The sequence below is a fragment of the Sheuella amnicola genome (assembly GCF_010499255.1).
GTDB classification, from domain to species: Bacteria; Pseudomonadota; Gammaproteobacteria; order Burkholderiales; family Burkholderiaceae_B; genus Zwartia; species Zwartia amnicola.
Genome location: NZ_JAAGRN010000004.1, coordinates 1 through 21,889, shown reverse-complemented (window position 1 = coordinate 21,889; position 21,889 = coordinate 1). Strand labels below are relative to the sequence as shown.

18 protein-coding genes and 1 other RNA gene are annotated in these 21,889 nt (G+C 52.9%); 2 read left to right on the top strand and 17 right to left on the bottom strand.

Annotated features, from left to right (window positions below):
* Positions 1-125: 125 nt before the first annotated feature.
* The 14 genes from ftsA to rnpB form a co-directional block, all read right to left on the bottom strand.
* The gene (gene ftsA / locus G3I67_RS06635; RefSeq protein ID WP_163653054.1) at positions 126-1,352 is read right to left on the bottom strand and encodes a cell division protein FtsA; all 1,227 of its coding nucleotides are present in this window, start codon (positions 1,350-1,352) and stop codon (positions 126-128) included.
* Between the two features lie 4 nt (positions 1,353-1,356).
* Positions 1,357-2,163 (bottom strand): cell division protein FtsQ/DivIB, encoded by an 807-nt coding sequence (locus G3I67_RS06630; RefSeq protein WP_163653051.1) that lies wholly within the window; start codon positions 2,161-2,163, stop codon positions 1,357-1,359.
* Between the two features lie 18 nt (positions 2,164-2,181).
* Positions 2,182-3,129, bottom strand: a complete 948-nt coding sequence (locus G3I67_RS06625) for a D-alanine--D-alanine ligase (protein ID WP_163653048.1) — start codon at positions 3,127-3,129, stop codon at positions 2,182-2,184.
* A complete protein-coding gene (gene murC, locus G3I67_RS06620) occupies positions 3,126-4,523 on the bottom strand; it encodes a UDP-N-acetylmuramate--L-alanine ligase (RefSeq protein WP_163653045.1) in 1,398 nt (465 codons plus the stop codon). The genes G3I67_RS06625 and murC overlap by 4 nt, the downstream gene beginning before the upstream one ends.
* Entirely contained in the window at positions 4,520-5,596 is a 1,077-nt protein-coding gene (gene murG, locus G3I67_RS06615; protein ID WP_163653042.1) for an undecaprenyldiphospho-muramoylpentapeptide beta-N-acetylglucosaminyltransferase, read from the bottom strand. Before murG ends, murC begins: the two co-directional genes overlap by 4 nt.
* Complete coding sequence (gene ftsW / locus G3I67_RS06610; RefSeq protein WP_163653038.1) at positions 5,593-6,798, bottom strand: putative lipid II flippase FtsW; 1,206 nt, start codon at positions 6,796-6,798, stop codon at positions 5,593-5,595. Before ftsW ends, murG begins: the two co-directional genes overlap by 4 nt.
* Entirely contained in the window at positions 6,795-8,327 is a 1,533-nt protein-coding gene (gene murD, locus G3I67_RS06605; RefSeq protein WP_163653035.1) for a UDP-N-acetylmuramoyl-L-alanine--D-glutamate ligase, read from the bottom strand. The genes ftsW and murD overlap by 4 nt, the downstream gene beginning before the upstream one ends.
* Positions 8,324-9,496: a phospho-N-acetylmuramoyl-pentapeptide-transferase gene (gene mraY / locus G3I67_RS06600; RefSeq protein WP_163653031.1), complete on the bottom strand. Its 1,173-nt coding sequence runs from the start codon at positions 9,494-9,496 to the stop codon at positions 8,324-8,326. The genes murD and mraY overlap by 4 nt, the downstream gene beginning before the upstream one ends.
* Positions 9,486-12,314 carry a bifunctional UDP-N-acetylmuramoyl-L-alanyl-D-glutamate--2,6-diaminopimelate ligase MurE/UDP-N-acetylmuramoyl-tripeptide--D-alanyl-D-alanine ligase MurF gene (murF, locus tag G3I67_RS06595; protein ID WP_163653029.1) on the bottom strand — a complete coding sequence of 943 codons (2,829 nt, stop codon included), beginning with the start codon at positions 12,312-12,314 and terminating at the stop codon, positions 9,486-9,488. Before murF ends, mraY begins: the two co-directional genes overlap by 11 nt.
* Positions 12,311-14,041, bottom strand: a complete 1,731-nt coding sequence (locus tag G3I67_RS06590) for a peptidoglycan D,D-transpeptidase FtsI family protein (RefSeq protein WP_163653027.1) — start codon at positions 14,039-14,041, stop codon at positions 12,311-12,313. The genes murF and G3I67_RS06590 overlap by 4 nt, the downstream gene beginning before the upstream one ends.
* Complete coding sequence (gene ftsL, locus G3I67_RS06585; RefSeq protein ID WP_163653024.1) at positions 14,038-14,346, bottom strand: cell division protein FtsL; 309 nt, start codon at positions 14,344-14,346, stop codon at positions 14,038-14,040. Before ftsL ends, G3I67_RS06590 begins: the two co-directional genes overlap by 4 nt.
* Positions 14,346-15,410: a 16S rRNA (cytosine(1402)-N(4))-methyltransferase RsmH gene (gene rsmH / locus G3I67_RS06580; protein WP_311197055.1), complete on the bottom strand. Its 1,065-nt coding sequence runs from the start codon at positions 15,408-15,410 to the stop codon at positions 14,346-14,348. The genes ftsL and rsmH overlap by 1 nt, the downstream gene beginning before the upstream one ends.
* 3 nt (positions 15,411-15,413) lie before the next feature.
* Positions 15,414-15,842 (bottom strand): division/cell wall cluster transcriptional repressor MraZ, encoded by a 429-nt coding sequence (gene mraZ / locus G3I67_RS06575; RefSeq protein WP_163653021.1) that lies wholly within the window; start codon positions 15,840-15,842, stop codon positions 15,414-15,416.
* 271 nt (positions 15,843-16,113) lie between these two features.
* Positions 16,114-16,526, bottom strand: an RNA gene (gene rnpB, locus G3I67_RS06570) — RNase P RNA component class A.
* Between the two features lie 116 nt (positions 16,527-16,642).
* On the opposite strand from rnpB, the gene G3I67_RS06565 reads away from it, so the two are divergent.
* The gene (locus G3I67_RS06565) at positions 16,643-18,472 is read left to right on the top strand and encodes an ATP-binding cassette domain-containing protein (RefSeq protein ID WP_163653018.1); all 1,830 of its coding nucleotides are present in this window, start codon (positions 16,643-16,645) and stop codon (positions 18,470-18,472) included.
* A 41-nt stretch (positions 18,473-18,513) separates the two neighbouring features.
* On the opposite strand, the gene pyrC is transcribed toward G3I67_RS06565, so the two are convergent.
* The gene (gene pyrC / locus G3I67_RS06560; protein WP_163653000.1) at positions 18,514-19,566 is read right to left on the bottom strand and encodes a dihydroorotase; all 1,053 of its coding nucleotides are present in this window, start codon (positions 19,564-19,566) and stop codon (positions 18,514-18,516) included.
* A 2-nt stretch (positions 19,567-19,568) separates the two neighbouring features.
* A complete protein-coding gene (locus G3I67_RS06555; RefSeq protein WP_163652997.1) occupies positions 19,569-20,762 on the bottom strand; it encodes a M20 aminoacylase family protein in 1,194 nt (397 codons plus the stop codon).
* 170 nt (positions 20,763-20,932) lie between these two features.
* Here G3I67_RS06555 and G3I67_RS06550 point away from each other — a divergent pair, with 170 nt between their 5' ends.
* Positions 20,933-21,235: an SWIB/MDM2 domain-containing protein gene (locus G3I67_RS06550; RefSeq protein WP_163652995.1), complete on the top strand. Its 303-nt coding sequence runs from the start codon at positions 20,933-20,935 to the stop codon at positions 21,233-21,235.
* A gap of 64 nt (positions 21,236-21,299) precedes the next feature.
* Here the strand turns inward: G3I67_RS06550 and G3I67_RS06545 are convergent, their stop codons facing one another.
* On the bottom strand, positions 21,300-21,659 hold the full coding sequence (locus G3I67_RS06545) for a DUF4870 family protein (protein WP_163652993.1): 360 nt from the start codon (positions 21,657-21,659) through the stop codon (positions 21,300-21,302).
* Positions 21,660-21,889 lie beyond the last annotated feature (230 nt).

Below are 21,889 nucleotides of genomic sequence, written 5' to 3'. Positions count from 1 at the left end.
GACCGGTTCATTGTTTTAAGAACTCGCCCGCCTGTTTGGCACTTTAAGTGCCAATTCGATAACTACAATTCCTTACAACCTTAAACAATACTCCATACGGCGTACTTGCGCACTTAGTACTGAGCCTAGTGCATGAACCATTCCTTCATGCGCGTCAGCACACTCTTGAAACTACCAGATTGCGCTGCCACTTTACGACCTCGCATGCGTTGCATTCTTGCCTCACCCAGCAAACCCATCACGGTCGAAAACCTTGGGTTTCTCATGACATCCGCAAGACTGCCTTCATAATCAGGCACCGCGACACGAACAGGTTTCAAAAATACATCCTCAGCCAGCTCGACCATGCCTGGCATAAGCGATGAGCCACCGGTCAATACAATTCCCGAAGACAACAAATCCTCATATCCGGAGTCGCGAATCACTGTCTGCACCAAGCCAAACAACTCTTCAACGCGAGGTTCGATCACAGCACCCAAGGCCATCCGCTTGATCAACTTAGGACCGCGATCGCCAAGGCCCGGCACCTCGAGGGTTTCGTCCGGATTCGCCAAAACTTGCTTGGCAACGCCAAAGCGCAACTTGATATCTTCTGCGTCAGGCGTGGGTGTGCGCAACATTGCCGCGATATCACTTGTAATCTGATCGCCCGCGATCGGCAAAACGGCCGTATGGCGAATCGCCCCACCCGTGTAGATCGCCACATCGGTCGTTCCACCTCCGATATCGACGAGAACGACGCCAAGCTCTTTTTCATCGGGAGTCAAGCAAGCCAGACTTGAGGCAAGCGGCTGCAGGATGAGATCCTGAACCTCCAGCCCGCAGCGCCGCACGCATTTCACGATATTTTGCGCGGCACTCACTGCACCGGTCACAATATGAACTTTGACTTCAAGACGTAAACCACTCATTCCTATCGGTTCACGAATATCTTCCTGGCCATCCACGATGAATTCTTGCGTCAATACATGCAAGACTTGCTGATCCGTCGGAATATTCACCGCTTTCGCCGTTTCGATGACACGCGCGACATCCATCGCGGTGACTTCCTTATCCTTGACCGCCACCATTCCGCTCGAGTTGAAGCTCCGGATATGGTTACCCGCGATACCGGTATAGACATCGCGTATTTTGCAATCGGCCATCAGCTCAGCTTCTTCCAGCGCTCTTTGAATCGAGTTCACGGTGGTTTCGATATTAACCACGACTCCTTTACGCATCCCGCGCGATTCGTGCTGCCCAAGGCCAAGCACTTCAAAACGCCCTTCGGGCAATATTTCGGCGACTACGGCAACCACTTTGCTGGTGCCGATATCGAGAGCGACGATTAGATCCTTGATATCACGTGTCATGGCGTTATCGTTTCTTTTTGGGTTGAGTGTTTTCGGGTAAAGCGGCAAGCGTCAAAGCAAAGCCCGTTGGGTATCTAAGATCGGCATTCGTCACGGGACGCCCTCCAATTTTTTGATTCACGGTGGGCCAGGCCTGTACAAAGCGCTCGATTCTGGCAGTAAATGAAAGCGCCCCGGGAATGCCCGCAGTCGGATCCGGCGCTTCGGCACCGGGATCGCGCCCCAGAGCAAGCGTCATTCCGTTGGACAAGGTCACGTGCAGCGCGTAACGGTCGCTTAAGTTGATGCTGCGAACCGATAAATCCAGCGGTGCGAACCATCGCTCGAGCTCGGCATAGCGTTGGACAATCAGACCGGCCGTGCCGTCCGGCCCTTCGAACTGCGGCATCACCGCATCGTCGTCGAGCTCCCCCAGGTTGGCCGTAAAGACCTGTCCCCAGGTATTGATCATCTGATTTTCGTTCCAAATCGCGAAAGGCTGCTGCTCTTCTATGGTGACGCGAATCGTATCGGGCCAGATGCGACGCACCATCGCGCTGCGAACCCAAGGAGCCTCGGCAAAGACATCCTGGGCCTGATCCAGATTCATCGTAAAGAAATTGCCCGTTAACTTTCCGGCAATCGCCGTGCGCAAATTCTCGGGAGTCACATAAGTGAGGCTGCTGTTGCCCGCCGGTTCGATTTCGATCGTGCGCAACATGAAAAAAGGTCGCTGGATCAACCAGTACACACCGCCCGCGAGCATAGCCAGCACAGCCAGCACCGCTAAGGTGTTGGCAATGCGGTTGATCGTACGGGCTTCGTTCCACACAGAGTGCTCCAGTCATCTCTATTTTGATTGCAAATGACCGACCTTGCAACGCGCATCCGCAAGAATATGCATGCATAAATCGGCGTAACTCATTCCAATTGCTTTCGCAGCCATCGGAACAAGAGAGTGCCCGGTCATGCCGGGCGAAGTATTCATCTCCAACAACCAAGGGTTGCCGCAGGCATCCAGTATCACATCGGCACGTCCCCACCCCTCGCAATCCAATGCGCGATAAGCCCGCACAGCAATGGCTGCGACTTGTTCAGCGATCTCATCGGACACCGGGGCCGGACATAAATAGCGTGTGTCATCCGTGAAATATTTGTTCTGATAATCGTATTTACCTTCAGGTGCGACGATCTCGATAATGGGAAGCGCTCGTGTCGTTTCGCGTGCACCGAGAATTGCGATGGTAAGTTCGCGGCCGGTTATAAACTGTTCCGCTAAAACAACATCATCAAACTTTGCGGACTCTCTGTAGGCTGGCAACACGTCTTCAATTTTTTCCGCCTTGACGATTCCAAGCGTCGAACCTTCGTGAGGCGCCTTCATGATTGCAGGCAAACCAATTTTTGCGATAGCCGAATCCAGTTCGCCTTCACCGGTCAATGCAACATAGCGCGGCGTCGGCAATCCGGCTTCCAGCCAGACACGCTTGGTCATCACCTTGTCCATTGCCAAGCTTGAAGCCATCGGCCCGCTTCCGGTGTATGGAATGCCGAGCAACTCGAGCGCACCTTGTATCGTGCCGTCTTCACCGTAACGACCATGCAACGCGATGAAAACACGATCGAATTTTTCAGCAGCGAGTTCCGCAATCGTCCGTTTGCCTGTATCGAACAAATGAGCATCCACGCCCTGGCTACGCAAGGCCTCACTCACACCGGTTCCCGACATGATCGACACCTCGCGCTCGGCGGACCGTCCACCATACAGAACGCCAACCTTTCCGAACTGACTGCTCATATAGAAACTCCCAACTGTCCGGGCACTTTACTGATCGACCCGGCACCCATCACGATGACCACATCGCCATCTTTCGCAAAATTCTTGATCGCGCCGGGCATATCGGCAACGTCTTCCACAAACAAAGGCTCGACCTTGCCCGCAACCCGCACGCCTCGCGCAAGTGCACGACCGTCAGCGGCGACCAAAGGCGGCTCGCCTGCTGCGTACACTTCTGTCAGCAGAACAGCATCGGCTTGTCCAAGAACCTGCACAAAATCCTCGAAACAATCCCTGGTTCGCGTGTAACGGTGCGGCTGGAAAGCCAAAACAATTCTTCTGTCCGGCCAGGCACCTCTTGCCGCGGCGAGAGTCGCTGCCATTTCGACCGGGTGATGGCCGTAATCATCGATGACCGTGAAGGAGCCGCCATGATCCGCCTTGAATTCGCCGGCTTGCGTAAATCGACGACCGACTCCGCGAAAGCCTTCCAGTGCCTGACAAATCGCATCATCAGAAACACCAAGCTCGGTTGCCACAGAAATGGCAGCCAAGGCGTTGCGCACATTATGTAACCCCGGCAAATTCAATTCGATATGCAACAACGGCAACTCTGCATCACGCGTTTTCCGTCTGACATCGAACAGCATCCTCGTACCCTTGGCGCGGACATTGCTTGCGGATACTTGCGCATCCTCGCTCAACCCATAGGTCGTGATGGGACGAGAAATGAATGGCATGATCTCGCGCACATTCGCATCGTCCGAACATACGATCGCGCTGCCATAAAACGGTAAACGCTGGGTGAACTCGACGAATGCGCTTTTCAGTCTTGCGACATCATGGCCATATGTATCCATATGGTCGGCATCAATATTGGTGATGATGGCCATCACTGGCAAAAGATTCAAAAACGACGCATCCGACTCATCGGCCTCGACTACGATGAAATCACCTTGCCCGAGTCGCGCATTCGCGCCGGCCGAATTCAATCTTCCGCCAATCACGAACGTCGGATCAAGCCCGCCGGCCGCAAGCACACTTGCCACCAAACTGGTTGTTGTCGTCTTTCCGTGCGTGCCGGCCACTGCGATACCGCGCTTCAAACGCATAAGTTCGGCCAACATAACTGCCCTGGGCACAACCGGAATGCGCGCATTTCTGGCTGCGATCACCTCGGGATTATTATTGGCCACTGCAGTCGAGGTCACGATTGCATCCGCACCGGCAACATGCTCTGACTGATGGCCGATAAAAATCCTGGCTCCGAGCTCGGCAAGTCTTTGCGTTACCGCAGATTCAGCCAAATCCGAGCCGGTGATTCTGTATCCCAGATTCAACAACACTTCAGCGATACCGCTCATACCGGAGCCGCCGATCCCGACAAAATGAATCTGTTCTATGCGGTGCTTCATGCGCCCACTCCTGCCAATTCTTCACAAATATCCGCAATGCGTTGCGCCGATTGCAATCGGGCATGCTTTCGGGCGCGCTGAGCAACAATGCACAACTCATGACGGTTGCGCTCACTGAGCCACTGCGCAAGCCACTCCGGTGACAAATCCCTTTGCTGCCTGATCCAGGCGGCCTCGTCCCTACTCAAGAAGGTCGCATTTGCCGTTTGATGATCATCCACCGCCGCGGGAAACGGAACAAACAAAGCGGCAACTCCGGCAGCAGCAACTTCCGCAACAGTCATCGCGCCCGCACGGCAAATCAACAAATCGGTCTGCCCCAATTCGTTCGCCATATCGTCGATAAAAGCTACGCATGTTGCCTCGACCCCTGCTTCTTCATATGCCTTGCGCAAGGATTCGATATGTTGCGTACCGGCCTGATGCGTCACCTGCGGACGATTCTGCGGCGCCATCAAAGCGAGGGCGCGAGGCAATATCGAATTCAGGGCGGTGGCTCCTAGACTGCCGCCTACAACCAGAAGACGCAACGGACCATTGCGGCCTGCGAATCGGTCCTGCGGGTCAGGCAACCGGGCCACATCCGCTCTGACGGGATTGCCGACCACTTCGGCGCCGGCCAACGCATCGGGGAATCCGGTTAATACTTTTGCAGAGAGCTTCGAGAGCCATCGGTTGGTCATGCCCGCTATCGCGTTTTGCTCATGCAGCACCAGGGGCTTACCCCGCATCCATGCAACCACCCCGCCGGGGAATGCGACATAACCACCCATTCCCAGCACGACATCCGGACGTACGCGACTAAATCGAGTCCATGCCTGACATAACGCGCCAAGCAACAAAAACGGGGCCTTCAACTTCGACATCAGTCCCTTGCCACGCACACCTGCAAAGCGCAAGGGAGCTAGCGGATAACCCCGCGATGGCACAATCCGCCCTTCCATCTTGTCCGGATCGCCCAGCCAAGTCACGGACCATCCGCGAGATGCCAGGACATCGGCAACCGCCAATCCGGGCATGATATGTCCACCGGTTCCGCCCGCCATTACCAGAAGCATCGGAGCTTGGCTCATCCGCGCCCTCCCCGCATCATCGAACGGCTTTCGTAATCAACCCGCAGAACCATCGCCAGCGCGGCCAGATTCATCACGATGCCGGAGCCGCCATAACTTACAAGTGGCAGCGTCAAACCCTTTGTCGGCAACAGACCAAGACACACGCCGATATTAATGAAAGCCTGCACGCCAAACCAAATCCCCGCCCCTTGAGACAATAATCCTCCGAAGGGACGATCCATGGCAATGGCTTGCCGTCCGATTTCGATGCATCGCTGTACAACGACGCCGAAAAGAAGAATCATCATCATGACACCGACAAAACCGAGTTCTTCGCCAATCACTGCCATGATGAAATCAGTATGGGCCTCGGGAAGATAATGCAATTTTTCAACACTGCTGCCCAGGCCGACGCCCGTCCATTGACCCCGGCCTATTGCCATCAAAGAGTGCGACAACTGATAGGAACTGCCTAAAGTGTTTTCGGGATTCCATGGATCCATATAGGCGAAGATCCTCGCGCGTCGCCATGGCGACAACCAGATCACCATGGAAAAGATCGTAAGCAGTCCCGCAATCAAGCCGGAGAAAATCTTGGTATTGATGCCACCCAAAAATAAAATACCCATCGTGATGGCGAGAATCACGATCAAAGCGCCTAAGTCAGGCTCTTTCAACAATAGAAATCCGACGACGATCATGGCCAAAGCCATCGGCAAAAAGCCTCTCACCAAACTCGACCAGAAACTCTGCATATAGCTTTGTTTCCTGATGGTGTAATCCGCAGCGAATAACATCACCGATAGCTTCATCAACTCCGAGGGTTGAAACTGCACCGGCCCGATCGGCAACCAACGCATGGCGTTATTGACCTTTCGTCCAATTCCGGGCACAAGCACCAGAATCAGCAATAAACATGAAATAACAAAAAGCGGAATACTCACTCTCTGCCAGAAAGACATCGGGATCGTGACCACCACGGCAGCGGCAATCAGTCCGACCGTGACAAACAAGCCTTGCCTGATCACAAAGTAATAACGTCCGAAGTTGGCATAACGCGGGCCATCAACCAATGCGATTGAAGCCGAATACACCATCAGCATTCCCATCGCGACGAGAACGGTGGAGGCGATAACAAGCGACAAATCATAATTGCGCATCATCGTACGACCGGGTCGCACGGCATTGACGCTGTTGGTGAGTTCGGCGAAGAGACTCATACGATCTCTCCCTGATCCATCGCCAAGTCTGCGACCGCCTCGACAAATACCTGACCCCGGTGTGGATAGTTTCGGAACATATCCAGACTGGCGCATGCCGGCGACAGCACGACAGCATCTCCTTCCTGAGCATAGCCGAACGCTTTGGCCACAGCTTGCTTCAAGTCAGGTACCAGTTCGCACGCCACACCGGTCCCGGAAAGCGTATCGAACAAAATTGGAGCATCTTGGCCAATTAGCAAAACTGCCTTGACGTGTTTAGCCACAATCGGAACGAGCGGCGAAAAGTCTTGACCCTTTCCAACCCCACCGGCGATCAGAACGGATTGTCTTCCCAGACCTTCCAATCCGGCAACAGTGGCGCCGACATTCGTTCCTTTGCTGTCGTTGAAAAAATCAATCCCGCGAATGCTGCGAACAAACTCCATACGATGCGGTTCGCCCACATAGTCTCTTGCAGCACGTAACGCCGGTCCCCATGTCGCGCCCGCGGCCATAGCCAGCTGAGACGAAACCAGAACATTCAATGCATTATGCAGGCCACGAATTGCTAACGCCTCGGCTGGCATCAATCGCACCAATCGACCCGGCTGACGTTCCGGTGGCGGTGCACCTTTCTTGCGTTTTGGCGCAGGTGCCTCCTCGTCTTCGAAGTCATTCGCTTTCGCCGCGACAAGCCAAGGAACATCATGACTGACTTCAATACCGACATCGCCGGCATACATTGGCACATCTCGTCCGAAACTACGAATATTGATATTTTGCAGGCCTGGGATCATAGCTATAACAGTCGGATCATCTCGATTGACGATGCACAGATCAGTCATTTCAAAGATTCTCGACTTCGCCTTGGCATAGGCCTGCATCGATCCATGCCAATCCAGGTGGTCTTGCGTCACGTTCAAGACAGTGGCCGCAACCATCTTGAGGCTGCGCGTTGTCTCGAGCTGAAAACTTGATAACTCAAGCACCCAGACTTTAGGCAAATCATCCTGGTCAAGCGCATCCATTAATGCGTGCAAGGCGGCAGGACTAATATTGCCCGCCACCCGCGCCTTGATGCCGGCCGCCTCAAGCATATGCCTCGTCATGGCTGTTACTGTCGTTTTGCCGTTCGTGCCGGTAATTCCCAAGACTCGCGGCTCATATTGCCGCTCTGCGCTCAGTTCCTTCAACGCACGGGCGAACAATTCGATTTCACCAATAATCTCGACCTGCGCCTGAGTCGCCTCGTCCAGCAACTCTTTTACCGGCGAAACATCCGGTGCGAGCCCCGGACTCAATACCAAAAACGAAACGCCTTCAAGCAATGTGCGCGCAAACACATCACATCCAAGATGGTATTCAACCGAGGCATCGGCCAGATTTTCTTTCAATGCAGTCAGACCGGCAGGGGCTGTACGCGTATCCGCTATACGCAAGGCAAACCCCTTGCGCGCGCACCAGCGTGCTGCGGCAACGCCTGTCTCCCCGAGTCCGACTATCAGGACGCGTTGGAGCGGGTCGGGATTCGTATTTATTTCATTCATCGGATTTTCAATGACGACAGGCCAATCAATACCAGCATCATGCTGATAATCCAAAATCGCACTACGACCTGGGTTTCTTTCCAACCGCCCACTTCGAAATGATGGTGCAATGGCGCCATTCGCAAAATACGTCTTCCTTGACCATATTTGCGCTTGGTGTATTTAAACCAGGTTACCTGGATCATGACCGATAGCGTTTCGGCAACGAATACGCCTCCCATGATGAACAGGATAATTTCCTGCCGGACAATGACCGCAACTGTACCCAACATGCCGCCAAGAGCCAGAGCACCCACGTCCCCCATAAAGACTTGGGCCGGGTATGCGTTAAACCAAAGGAATGCAAGGCCGGCACCGGCGAGCGCCGCGCACAAAACCATCAACTCCCCGGCACCCGGGACATACGGGAACAACAGATATTTCGAATAATCGACTCGCCCTACCACGTAGGCAAAGACTCCCAACGCAGAACCAACCATCACAGTCGGCATAATCGCCAGTCCATCGAGCCCGTCGGTCAAATTGACCGCATTACTGGTTCCGACAATCACAAACCAAGTCAATGCCGCGAATCCAAAAACACCCAGCGGATAACTGAGGCTTTTGAAAAACGGAACAATCAAATCGGCACGCGTCGGCAATGTCACGAATTGACCATTCAGAAATGCGTCCTTGATTAATATCCACACGTTTTCATTCGAAGAGGCCGAAATCGCGAAAGTCAGATAAATAGATGCAACCAATCCGATCAGCGCCTGCCAGAAAAACTTCTGCCTTGCAGGCATTCCTTCGGGATCGCGATACACGACTTTTCGATAATCGTCCCGCCAGCCGATCCAGCCATAACCAAACGTCACCAGCAACACTACCCATACATAGCGGTTAGTCCAGTCTGCCCAGAGCAATGTGCTCACTCCAATCGAAATCAGAATCAACGCACCGCCCATCGTCGGGGTTCCGGTCTTGATCAAATGCGTTTCGGGACCTGTCGTGCGAACAGCCTGCCCGATTTTGAGTTCAGTCAACTTGCGAATGACGCGAGGTCCGGCGACCAAGCCGATCAGCAACGAGGTCGCACATGCGAGAACGGCCCGCAAAGTGATGTACTCAAAGACCGCAAAGCCTCGCACGTGATTTTCAGCCAACCATCCGAAAAGTTCATACAGCATGCGACACCAATTCCCCGGAATTCACTCCGCATCGGGTTAGATAGCCCCGAACGATTCGTTCCATTTTCATGAAACGCGATCCTTTAATCAAAAGGCTTCGCGCATCGATTTTTTCCAACTCGGCATTCAGCGCTTCGATTTGCTCGAATGCTTTTGCCTGATCTCCAAAGGCAAGCGCGCTTTCATGCGTTGCCTGACCCAGCGTCAACAAAATCTCAACCCCTTTCTGTTTCGCGTAGGTTCCGACCTCACGATGCATTTCGGGACCGTTGTCCCCAACTTCTCCCATATCACCCAATACAAGCACACGCGGAGCCGGCAACGAAGCAAGCACATCAATCGCCGCGCGAACCGAATCCGGATTGGCATTGTAGGTATCGTCTATCAGCACCACACCATTCGGTAGCCTGTGCGGCTGCATCCGACCACCAACGGCGCTGAATGCCGATAAGCCTGCAATGATTACGGCAAGAGGAACTCCGGCCGCAAGCGCGCATGCGGTTGCGGCAAGCGCATTGCGCACGTTATGCAAACCGGGGACAGGCAAAACAAGCTCCACATCGCCTCGTGGCGTGTGCAAAGCCAAGGTGGATCCCAACGCATCCGATCGAATATTGTCGGCCCACACATCTCCATCGCTACGCAATCCAAATCGAATGCGATTCGATGATGCCGACATCCGATCCCATAGTTCGGTGAATTCATCATCCGCCGGATAAACCGCGATACCTGTCGGGGACAAATGATGAAAAACGTCGCCATTCTCTTTTGCGACAGCCTCAACGCTCACCATAAACTCCTGATGCTCTCGCTGGGCATTATTCACTAGCGCGACTGTAGCCTCTGTCGCACGCGCAAGCACCGCGATCTCGCCGGGATGATTCATTCCCATTTCAATGACTGCGGCACGATGCTCGCGATTCAACCGCAACAAGGTGAGCGGCACGCCAAGTTCGTTATTCAAATTACCGGCTGTCGCAAGTCGATTGGATTCGCCTGTCCATTGGGCAAAAATCGCAGAGATCATTTCCTTTGTGGTGGTCTTGCCATTGCTTCCTGCAACAGCCACGACAGGAATGTGGAACTGGCGACGCCACGCACGACCCAACTGTAAAAGCGCCGCGCGCGTATCGCCCAAAACAACCTGCGCAAGACTCACGCCGACTACTGCGTGATCGACAATCGCGGCGGTCGCGCCGGCTTGCTCCACCTGCGCAAGATAATCATGTCCGTCAAATGTTTCGCCACGCAAGGCCAGAAAAAGTGATCCTGATTCAAGCTTGCGCGAATCAGTCTGCAACTTGCATCCCTGCCTGAGCAACAGCCCTGCCTGAGACCACTGTCGGTCATCGAAAGGATGTTTTATTCCGGCAATTTCCTGATAGGTTTCGTGACCTTTGCCTGCAATCAATACGACATCTTTCTCATCAGCCGTAAACAACGTTGAGAGAATGGCCTGGGCACGATCCACTTCAGTGGTGACATGACTCGGTTTACCGGTAATGCCCAACATCATTTCATCGATAATGTCCTGTGGTTGCTCCGCCCGCGGATTATCGCTTGTGATCACAACATGATCAGCCATTTTCTGCGCAATAGCCGCCATCAAAGGTCGCTTGCCCGCATCACGTTGCCCACCGCATCCGACTACGCACCAAAGTCGTCCTTGACGTTTTACCGCCATCGGACGCAGCGCCTCCAATGCACGCTCAAGCGCATCGGGCGTATGCGAATAATCTACGATCACCAAGGGTGTCGGGACAGTTTTAATGAGAGGCTCGACTTGCTGCAATCGTCCATTCACTGGATGAAAAGTCGCTAGGGTTTGCGCAACCTCAGTCAAAGACCATCCGTTGGCGCACAACACGCTCGCAACGCATAATAGATTGGATACATTGTGCTGGCCTAGCAAGCGAGTTCGAATCTCGATGCGTTGCGCATCATCACATAATTCAAAAACTAGGCCGTTATCCTCGATTCTGATGTTCGCTGCGAAATAATCGAGTTGCATATCCGACTTGGCGCAACCATAGCCGATCGATCGACCGGACCATCGCCCCATGAGCCTACGACCAGCCTCATCGTCCAGATTGATGATTCGATGCTTTAACTCCGGCCTGTCGAACAACAATCCTTTAGCTGCCTCATAGGCTTGCATGGACTGGTGATAATCAAGATGATCACGAGACAAATTGGTGAATGCCGCAGTAACGATTCTCACCGCGTTCAAACGTCCTTGCTCCAATCCGATCGATGAGGCCTCGATCAGGACATAACGGGCACCCCCATCACGCAAGTCAGCTAACATGCGATGCATCGAAACCACATCAGGCGTCGTCAAATCCGAATCGACGAGCCTGCCGTCCGGATAAACCACTCCGAGCGTACCAATCGAGCCTGCCTTGATTCCCGCCGATGCGAACGCCTGCATCAACCAATATGCGCACGAAGTTTTACCATTTGTGCCGGTCACTGCAATCACATCCAGCGCGAACGAGGGGCGACCGTACCACTCGTGTGCGATGTCGCCCAATCTATCGGACAGCCCTTTGACGCAAACCGCGGGCACGGGCAGATTCGTCTGCAGGCCGTCAAAACCTTCGTAATGAATCAAAATCGCCGCCGCGCCTTTCACAATGGCTTGCTGGATATAGTTACGTCCATCGCCCGTGATTCCGGGACACGCCACAAAAATATCGCCTGGTTCGATCTGACGGGAGTCGATTTGAAGTTGCGCAGCGCACTCAACCTGACGTCGCATCAAGGCAACGACATTTTCGGTCGATACTGCGTCATCGATTACGACCGGAAGCGTCATCTTGTCACCCCGGCAGAAATGATGGACGACTCGAATGGCGCATCCGGTTGTACACCCATGATTCGCAATGTACTACCGACAATCTGGGCAAAAACCGGAGCCGCTACCTTGCCACCGTAATACACGCCGCCCTGAGGCTCATCGATTGTCACCGCAACCACAACCCTCGGATTCGATACGGGCGCAAATCCGACAAACGAACCGCGGTAACGACTCGTGCTATACCGGCCATCGACAATTTTTCTAGCGGTGCCGCTTTTGCCGGCAACGCGATAACCCTGAACTTGCGCAGCTTTTGCACCATCCGGACCAGCGGCCGCTTCAAGCATCAGTCGGATTTTTTGTGCCACATCCGGCGGATAGACTTTGGTGGATGTCGGCTCGTTCTCGCGCTTGAGCAAACTCAGGGAAACCAAATCACCATTGCGGGCGAACACAGTATAGGCACGCGCCATCTGCAACAATGAAACTGACAAGCCATACCCATACGACATCGTCGCTTTTTCGATCAGTCGCCACCGCTCCCATGGCCGTAACCGACCGGCCGCCGCTCCCGGAAATCCGGTCTGAGGTGCTTGCCCAAATCCAAGTTCGGAAAATCTTCCCCACATTTCACGCGCTTCCAGCTTCTCGGATATCAAGGTCATCCCAATATTGCTGGATTTGAGCAATACACCTGCCGCATCCAATGTACCGTTCTTGCTCACATCGGTAATCGTCGCACCTTGGTATGAGAACTTACCGCCGCCCGTATTAAATAAGGTATTGGTGTTGATGCGTTTCAAATCCAGCGCGAGGGCAACGGTAAACGGCTTCATGATCGAACCGGGTTCGAACGTATCGGTCAGCGCCTGATTCCGTAAGTTACCGCCCCTGAAAGAATCGCGTTTGTTAGGGTCATAGGTCGGCATATTTCCAAGCGCGAGGATTTCACCCGTCTGGACATCGATCACAACTGCGGCCGCGCCTTTTGCCTTGTTCACCGTCATTGCTTCCTGCAATGCACGATATACCTGGTACTGGATACGTGTATCGACAGCTAGCGTGATGTCTTTACCGTCAACAGGCAAATTCACAGCGCGCACATCATCGATAATTCGTCCAAGACGATCCCGCATGACCCGACGGCTTCCGGCGCGACCGTAAAGCTGCTCATTAAAAGCCAGCTCCACGCCTTCTTGACCCTTGTCCTCGACATCGTTAAAGCCAACAATATTGGCTAGAACCTCGCCCTCGGGATAGAAGCGTCTTGTATCAGGAATCTGGTGAACACCCGGTATACGCATTTCGTTGATTTTTTGCGCAACGTCCAGCGGCACCTGTCTCTTCAGATATACGAAAGTTTTATTTTTTTCTTCGTTCGAGAGTTTCTTGCGCAACTCAGCCTGTGGCATATCCAGCAACTGAGCAAGCTCTTTCAGCTTTGCGGGACTTGCGCTAGCTGCGTCATCAGGATCAGCCCAAATACTTCTGGCAGGAATACTTGCCGCCAACACCACACCATTACGATCCAGTATTTTTCCTCGACTAGCATGCAAGACCAGGGTTCTTTCGTAGCGACTCACCCCTTGGCTCACTAAAAAGTCGGTCGTCACGCCTTGCAGATACAGCGCGCGTATGGCCAAAGCAAGAAAAGATGCTCCCAATAACAAAAGCACGACACGTCCGCGCCAAATCGGATATTGGTTCTTGAGAACAGGGCTGTTATGAAATGGCAAAGGCTTCATCGGGATCCTCCCGATGATTTACCCGATGCATTTTGCTGCAGAGCGGATTGATGGATATAGATTGTCTTTTCCGGAGCAATCGAGATCATCTTCAGCTTTTCACGAGCCAACTTATCCACTTGCGCATTGCGTGCCTGCTCGGCACGATCAAGCTGTAGCTGTCTCCAGGTGATTTCAAGCTGACGCGAAGATTCGCGCGCACGATTCAGCTCCACATACAACTGTCTCGCCTGATACCTAGCCGTGACAAGGGAAATCGAAGACATCATCAACAAGGTGGCGACCAGAAAACAGAGGCGTCCCATTATCGCCCTCCCTTTTTGCCACGTCGCGAACCGATCGGCGCCGGCAAATACGCTTGTGCGCCTTGTTCGCCAAGCGGCGTGTGCGTGCGCTCGGCAACGCGCAATACGGCTGAACGCGATCTTGGATTAAGGGATATTTCCGAGTCCTGCGGCAGCACTCTTCCCAAAGCCAGCAACACCGGCTGAGGCATTTCACTTTCACGCAGAGGGAGGCGGGCATACGCAGCTTCCGGTCGGGATGCTGCGGTAATGAACTGCTTGACGACGCGATCTTCCAGTGAGTGGAAGCTGATCACGGCCATACGCCCGCCTGTTTTCAGTAATGTCAGAGCTGCCTTGAGGGCGCTCTCGAGCTCTTCGAGCTCCCGATTGATGTAAATCCGTAAAGCTTGAAAGGTGCGTGTAGCCGGATGTTGGCCCTTTTCGCGCGTGCGGACGACACTTGACACGAGCTCGGCGAGCTCGAGGGTAGTTGCCAGCGGGTGTGTTGCGCGGCGAGCAGCAATCGCCTTTGCAATCTGAAAAGCAAACCGTTCTTCGCCATATCGAACTATGACCTCCTGCATGTCTTCAACACTTGCATGCGCCAACCACTGCGCAACCGTTTCACCTCGGGTGGTATCCATTCTCATATCGAGCGGACCATCCCTCATGAATGAAAATCCTCTTCCTGCATCATCGATCTGAGGCGATGAAACACCCAAATCGAGCATTACTCCATCCACTGCATCTATGCCCAGGCCTGCCAAAGCCTGCTGCATATCACCAAAACCTTCATGCACCACCGTCACGCGCGAATCTTCCTGCGCTAACTGTCGAGCCACCGCAATTGCTTGCGGATCCTTATCAAACACCACCAGCCTGGCCTGAGGCCCCAGCCTGGACAACAATGCACGCGAATGCCCACCTCTGCCGAATGTCCCATCAACATACAACCCGGACATTCGAGCCTGGCGCTGCGCTTCCAAATCACCATCGGCGTCCCGGCGCTTGCCGTAACCTGCCGTAACCAAGGCATCAACCGTCGGCTCCAGCATCACGGGCCGATGCGTAAACTCCGCCACGGCTTAAAACGAAAACTGGTTTAAGGCTTCACCCATGCCCTGCGACAAATCATCGGCTTCCCGACGCGCCAACGCAGCTGCATCCCATAACTCGAAGTGCGCTCCCATACCAAGCAACATGACATCTCGCGTCAATCCGGCAGCATTTCGCAACTCCGGAGCAACAAGAATCCGACCGGAGCCATCTATCTCTACATCCTGCGCATTGCCGAGCAAAAGACGCTGCAAAGCCCGAGCTTGCATGGGGAACGCCGCGATCTGTTCACGCTTGCTTTCCCAGACGGGACGGGGATATACCAGCAAACACCCATCCGGATGCCTGGTCAGTGTCAGACAGCCCTGCGCCTGCTCAATCAGAGCATCGCGATGCTTGGAAGGAACGTTAATTCGCCCCTTTGCATCCAGCGTTAGCGCACTGCTACCTTGAAACACAAATAATCCCCACAAATATGCACAAAAACCTACTTTTCACCACTCTAAGGCATCAAATTTGCTTGGTCAAGTCGAAATTGGATTTTTTCCAATCAGGTCAATGACTTAGCGATCATTTTAGAATTTTTTATAAACCAAAAAAGCTAAATAAATCATGCAATTGCAATAGCAATTAAAAGTCTTTACTTAGAAGGCGGGCAAGGGTTTTCCCGTAGAAAATTTTTTTGATTATGGAGATGCCACTAATTTGAAAGTAGCCTGCGCATGAGGAGTGCAAAGCAGATTTATAGGCCGGATTCTGTACATCAGATTGCTCTGACGGGCAATCATTCCTCTGGACATTTCATTGCTGAAATGTTCTAGCCACCTACCCGCATACTCGAACGAGCCGTCCTTCGCGGTCACAGACCGCACGTATGCCTATTTGGTGTTGCTCCGGATAGAGGTTGCCGCGTTTCACCCTGCGATGTTGCACCACTTTCGTGGATGCGGCATCACGGCCAGGCCGTGACGGAGTGCGTCAAACGCACCCCCATCGCAGACTCGTCTCTGTGGCCCTAGTCCTCGTCCGAAATTTCGCTTGCGCGTCATCCCGTACGGACGGTCGTTAACCGTTATCCTGCCCTATGGAGTCCGGACCTTCCTCGATGTCCGAAAAGACACCGCGATTGCCCAATCTGCTTTGCAGCTACATTGTAAAGCTCAAACCGTCGCATCGGGCACAACCGCCAATGACCTGCGACAATAGCGATCTTATTCCGAACATTTGAAATCGCGATCACCCGCGCACTGTTGCTGTCATGTCCAATACCGCCCTCATTACGCTGAACAATGTCCATCTTGCCTACGGTCACCACCCATTGCTTGATGGCGCGGATCTCTCGATTCAATCCGGCGAGCGCATCGGACTCATCGGACGCAACGGCACCGGAAAATCATCGCTTCTCAAACTACTGGACGGTCGCAATCAGCCGGACGATGGGTCCATCACTACAGCGGGCCATGTCAGGGTCGCGACGGTCGAACAAGAACCCGAGCTTGATGACTCCCTGACAATCGAAGAATGCATCATGGGCGAATTCGACCCCGAGGATGAGGACTGGCAGCGGGCATCTCGTGTTCGTGCGCTCATCGATAAGCTCGGTTTGCCGGCGCAGGCACATGTGGCCGGACTATCGGGCGGCATGCGCAAGCGCGTTGCGCTGATTCGCGCCATGGCAAGTCAACCGAACCTGCTACTGCTTGATGAACCAACCAATCATCTGGATATGGATGGCATTCTCTGGCTCGAATCCACTTTGCGCCAATGGCCTGGTAGCGCAGTCATCATCACGCATGACCGTCGCTTTCTGGATGCAATCGCTACACGTATCATCGAACTAGATCGGGGCAAGCTTCTGAGCTTTCCCGGCAATTTTTCGGAATGGCAAACACAAAAGGCTCAATGGCTTGAAGCGCAGCGCCTTGAAAACGCGCGCTTCGACAAATTGCTTGCGCAGGAAGAAATCTGGATTCGCAAAGGAGTGGAGGCTCGACGCACTCGCAGCGTCGGACGCGTGAAACGACTTGAACAAATGCGAAAGGAGCGCGCCGAACGGCGGGATCGTCAAGGCAACGTTAATCTGGCAGTCGATGCGGGGCAGCGATCTGGAAAACTTGTCGCCGAACTCGAGCATGTCTCAAAGTCGTTCGGAGATCATTGCGTTGTGCGTGATTATTCAACCACCATCATGAGGGGCGATCGCATCGGCTTGATCGGTCCAAATGGCGCCGGCAAATCCACCTTGTTAAAGCTGATTCTCGGCACACTGCAACCGGACTCGGGCACAGTCAAACTCGGAACCAATTTATCGGTCGCCTATTTCGATCAAATGCGCAGTCAACTGGATGAAAACGCTACGCTAGCAGACATCATCAATCCAGGTAGCGAATGGATCGAAATCGGCGGCACAAAAAAACACGTCATGAGTTATCTGGGAGATTTTCTGTTTGCACCCGCTCGCGCCCAATCTCCTGTGAGCAGTCTTTCCGGGGGTGAACGGGCTCGACTATTGTTGGCTCGCCTTTTTGCGCGCCCGGCGAATATCCTGGTTCTGGATGAACCAACCAACGACCTTGATATCGAAACGCTCGAATTGCTTGAAGAGTTGCTGCAAGACTATCCCGGTACCGTTTTGCTTGTTAGTCACGATCGCACCTTCCTGGATAATGTCGTGACACAAACCATTGCGAGTGAAGGCGATGGCATTTGGAAGGATTATGTCGGCGGGTATCTGGACTGGGAACGCCAGCAAAAGCCGCAAACCGGATCAGCGGCGACGGATCGCCCAAAATCGGTCGCAACCGCAACGAGTTCAACTGAAGTAAAACCCGCGCCTACGCAATCTCAGGCTAAAGCCAGAGCCAACAAACTAGCTCCATGGGAAGTTAAAGAGCTCGAACAATTACCGGCAGCGATCAACGCGCTTGAAGAAGAGCAGTCAACCTTGGTCACCCAGATGGGTGACAGCTCTCTTTACAAAGATGATCCGAACAAGTTAACCCTCATTCAAAATCGACTCAAAGAAATCGACGATGAGCTCGCAAAGCGCTTTGCGCGCTGGGAGCTACTGGAAGCACGCAACAGTTGATGCGCAACATTTAAATATCGCGCATCATTCGTGATGAATCCTTAAACAAGACGCCACGACAGCGTCTCGCCCGCTGCCAATGGAACTAGCGTTTCGGATCCGTACGGAATCTCGTTCGGTATCAGAAAGGATGTTCGCTCGAGAGTGATCCTATCGGTATTGCGCGGCAAACCATAAAAATCAGGGCCGCGATGACTTGCGAACGCCTCGAGTTTATCGATTTTGCCGACACGATCGAATGCTGTCGCATACAACTCCATCGCATGCAGTGCCGTATAGCAACCGGCACAGCCACAAGCATGCTCCTTCAACCCTCGCGCATGGGGTGCGCTATCCGTACCGAGAAAAAAGCGCGGGCTATCACTCGTTGCCGCATCAACCAATGCCTGGCGATGCACTTCGCGCTTCAAAATGGGTAAACAATACCAATGCGGCCTCACGCCACCCTGGAATATGGCGTTCCGATTGTAAAGAAGGTGTTGGGCCGTGATCGTGGCAGCAATCGGGCCGGACGCTTCACGCACGTAATCCACACCATCCTTGGTCGTCAGGTGTTCGAACACGACACGCAACTCGGGAAATGCTTGACGCAACGGGATCATCACCCGCTCGATAAACAACGCCTCGCGGTCAAACACGTCGACCGCCGGATCAGTGACCTCACCATGCACAAGCAGAGGCATGCCAACACGTTGCATCTCTTCAAGCGTTTTTGCGCAGCGCCCCAACAAGTCTGTCACCCCGGCATCGGAGTTGGTCGTTGCTCCGGCCGGATACAGCTTGACTGCGACTGCAGCACCCGACTCCTTGGCCTGAACGATCTCGGCAGGATCAGTGTTATCCGTCAGATAAAGCGTCATCAATGGCTTGAATTGACCATCGGCTATGCCGACCTTTGCAAGAGCCTGCTCAATACGTGTTTGATATGCCCGCGCCATAGCTACGGTTGTAACGGGCGGCTTTAAATTAGGCATCACAATCGCGCGGGCAAACTGTCGAGCCGTATCACCTACGACTGCAGTCAAAGCATCGCCGTCGCGCAAATGTAAATGCCAGTCGTCAGGCCGAGTTATTGTCAAAAACTGAGATGTCATGTTTATTTTTCCAAGGGCATACGGCGTTCAACCAGTGCCGCGAACATCGCGCTACCCACGGGAATCACTTCGTCATTGAAATCGAATGTCGGATTGTGCAGCAGTCTGCCGTCTTCGGCACCACCTTGACCAAGCCTGAAATATGCTCCCGGCTTTTTCTGCAACATGAAAGAAAAATCTTCCGACCCCATTGAAGGAATCAAGTCCCTCACCACGTTAGCTTGTCCAAATAGCTCGATCGCAAGGTCCGCAAGCGCATTAGCCTGTTCGGTTGAATTAATTGTAGCGGGGTACGATCGACGATAGTGCAATTCAGCCTTGGCACCAAATGCTTCGGCAACACTTGCGATGATCGTACGCATTCTGGATTCGACCATATGCTGTACCTCATCACTAAATGTGCGAACGGTACCAACAAGTTTCGCGTGACTCGGAATGACACTTGCTGCCTTCGGACTGCCTGCACTGACATGGCCAAGCGAGATCACTGCGGACTGTACGGGATGCACATTACGCGAGACGATCGTCTGCAATGCCGTAATAATTTGCGCCATGACAATAATTGGATCGATTGTCTGGTAAGGGTGCGCACCATGACCACCCCGACCATCGATTGTGATTTCAAATATGTCCGATGCTGCCATCATCGGCCCGGGATTAATTCCAATCGTTCCTGCAGGCAATGCGGGCCAGTTATGCAATGCGTAAATTTCGTCACACGGAAACTTTTCAAACAGTCCGTCCTCAAGCATCGCCTTGGCACCACCCAGCCCTTCTTCGGCCGGTTGAAAAATCAATGCAACCTTTCCGTTAAAGTTCCTGTTCGAAGCCAGATATTTCGCGGCACCCAGCAATATGGCGGTATGTCCATCGTGGCCGCACGCGTGCATCATGCCCGGGACTTTCGAGCAATGCGCCATTTGATTTTCTTCAAGAATGGGCAAAGCATCCATGTCTGCTCTTAGACCAATCATTCGGCCAGAATCCGTACGATTGCCCTCGATCACGCCGACCAAACCCGTTTTGCCTATACCTCGGTGAACAGTCACGCCAAGGGCCTCAAGTGCACCCGCGACAATCCCGGAAGTTCTTAACTCTTCGAATCCGATCTCAGGATTTTGATGCAAATCCTGTCTCAGTTCCGTCAGTTCTTTATGAAATTTTCTAATTGATTCTAAAGGTGATCTTGGATACATTTTTGTCTTAAGGGTAAACGTTGTGTCGCAAAATAGTTTACCTTGCTCTTAAAATTGATACATTTAAGGTTATCCTTACCTGTTAGTACCTGATTTTCTTTGTCTTTAATTCATAGACACGTTAATCTTTGTCCGTTTGACAATAAATTATGTCCACTAGGAGAGCCCGGATGGCCACTACCGCTAAACCAGCAGCTAAAAAAGCCGCATCAAAAACTGCTGAACGCAAGCCTAATGCTGCATTCATGAAACCACTGACACCTAGTGACACGCTTGCTGCCGTGATTGGCGCAACACCGGTGCCTCGTACTGAAGTCACCAAGAAAATTTGGGACTACATTAAAAAGCATGATCTCCAAGATCCCAAGAATCGTCGCAACATCAATGCCGATGCCAAGCTCAAGCCCTTGTTCGGAAAAGACCAGGTGTCGATGTTCGAGCTGACCAAAATCGTTAGTGGTCACTTGAAGTAATTACTTCGTAGCATGAAAAAAGGGCGCTCATTGAGCGCCCTTTTTTATAAGTAGTGTTGCTTATTCAATTCGCACCAGGCGTCCTGTTTTCAAGTAACGCTAACCAGCCGGTCAATAAGCGATATAACACCCATATCGTTGCAACAATAATTCCAATCCATCCAACATACACATACGTTGCCAAGCCGCTTAGAGCCAACCACAGCAGCCCCCACCAGAATGTTTGAGTCAGCCAGTCGAAATGCATGGCATAAACAGTGCCCGAGGCATCCGAGCGCTTTATGTAAATCAATACCATTGTGGCCAAAATTGCGACACTGAAAAATCCGGCGGTGATGACGCCTAATGCAAACATGCCATAGGCAACATGAACGATTGTTTTGAGATCAATCGTTTTTGTTTCTTGAGTATCTGGATTGGTCATTTGCTAAGGCTCCTGTTATCGAACAGCATCATCTTACCCGAGCTATTAAATTTCTTATTAGTTTGATGGGTAAATTTAATCATCGTATATTCCCCAATAACACCGTTTTCCTACTCCCCAAAGACAAACCCCCGCAAGCTGATAGCATGCGGGGGTTTGAGGTGTAAGAGCTTGACGATGTCCTACTTTCACAGATGTACATCCACTATCATCGGCGCTAAGGTGTTTCA

Bases quoted from the DNA above. Each gene is read 5' to 3' on its own strand.
- ftsA (WP_163653054.1), bottom strand. From the start codon at position 1,352: ATGACACGTGATATCAAGGATCTAATCGTCGCTCTCGATATCGGCACC.
- G3I67_RS06625 (WP_163653048.1), bottom strand. From the start codon at position 3,129: ATGAGCAGTCAGTTCGGAAAGGTTGGCGTTCTGTATGGTGGACGGTCC.
- murC (WP_163653045.1), bottom strand. From the start codon at position 4,523: ATGAAGCACCGCATAGAACAGATTCATTTTGTCGGGATCGGCGGCTCC.
- murG (WP_163653042.1), bottom strand. From the start codon at position 5,596: ATGAGCCAAGCTCCGATGCTTCTGGTAATGGCGGGCGGAACCGGTGGA.
- ftsW (WP_163653038.1), bottom strand. From the start codon at position 6,798: ATGAGTCTCTTCGCCGAACTCACCAACAGCGTCAATGCCGTGCGACCC.
- murD (WP_163653035.1), bottom strand. From the start codon at position 8,327: ATGAATGAAATAAATACGAATCCCGACCCGCTCCAACGCGTCCTGATA.
- mraY (WP_163653031.1), bottom strand. From the start codon at position 9,496: ATGCTGTATGAACTTTTCGGATGGTTGGCTGAAAATCACGTGCGAGGC.
- murF (WP_163653029.1), bottom strand. From the start codon at position 12,314: ATGACGCTTCCGGTCGTAATCGATGACGCAGTATCGACCGAAAATGTC.
- G3I67_RS06590 (WP_163653027.1), bottom strand. From the start codon at position 14,041: ATGAAGCCTTTGCCATTTCATAACAGCCCTGTTCTCAAGAACCAATAT.
- ftsL (WP_163653024.1), bottom strand. From the start codon at position 14,346: ATGGGACGCCTCTGTTTTCTGGTCGCCACCTTGTTGATGATGTCTTCG.
- G3I67_RS06565 (WP_163653018.1), top strand. From the start codon at position 16,643: ATGTCCAATACCGCCCTCATTACGCTGAACAATGTCCATCTTGCCTAC.
- pyrC (WP_163653000.1), bottom strand. From the start codon at position 19,566: ATGACATCTCAGTTTTTGACAATAACTCGGCCTGACGACTGGCATTTA.
- G3I67_RS06555 (WP_163652997.1), bottom strand. From the start codon at position 20,762: ATGTATCCAAGATCACCTTTAGAATCAATTAGAAAATTTCATAAAGAA.
- G3I67_RS06550 (WP_163652995.1), top strand. From the start codon at position 20,933: ATGGCCACTACCGCTAAACCAGCAGCTAAAAAAGCCGCATCAAAAACT.
- G3I67_RS06545 (WP_163652993.1), bottom strand. From the start codon at position 21,659: ATGACCAATCCAGATACTCAAGAAACAAAAACGATTGATCTCAAAACA.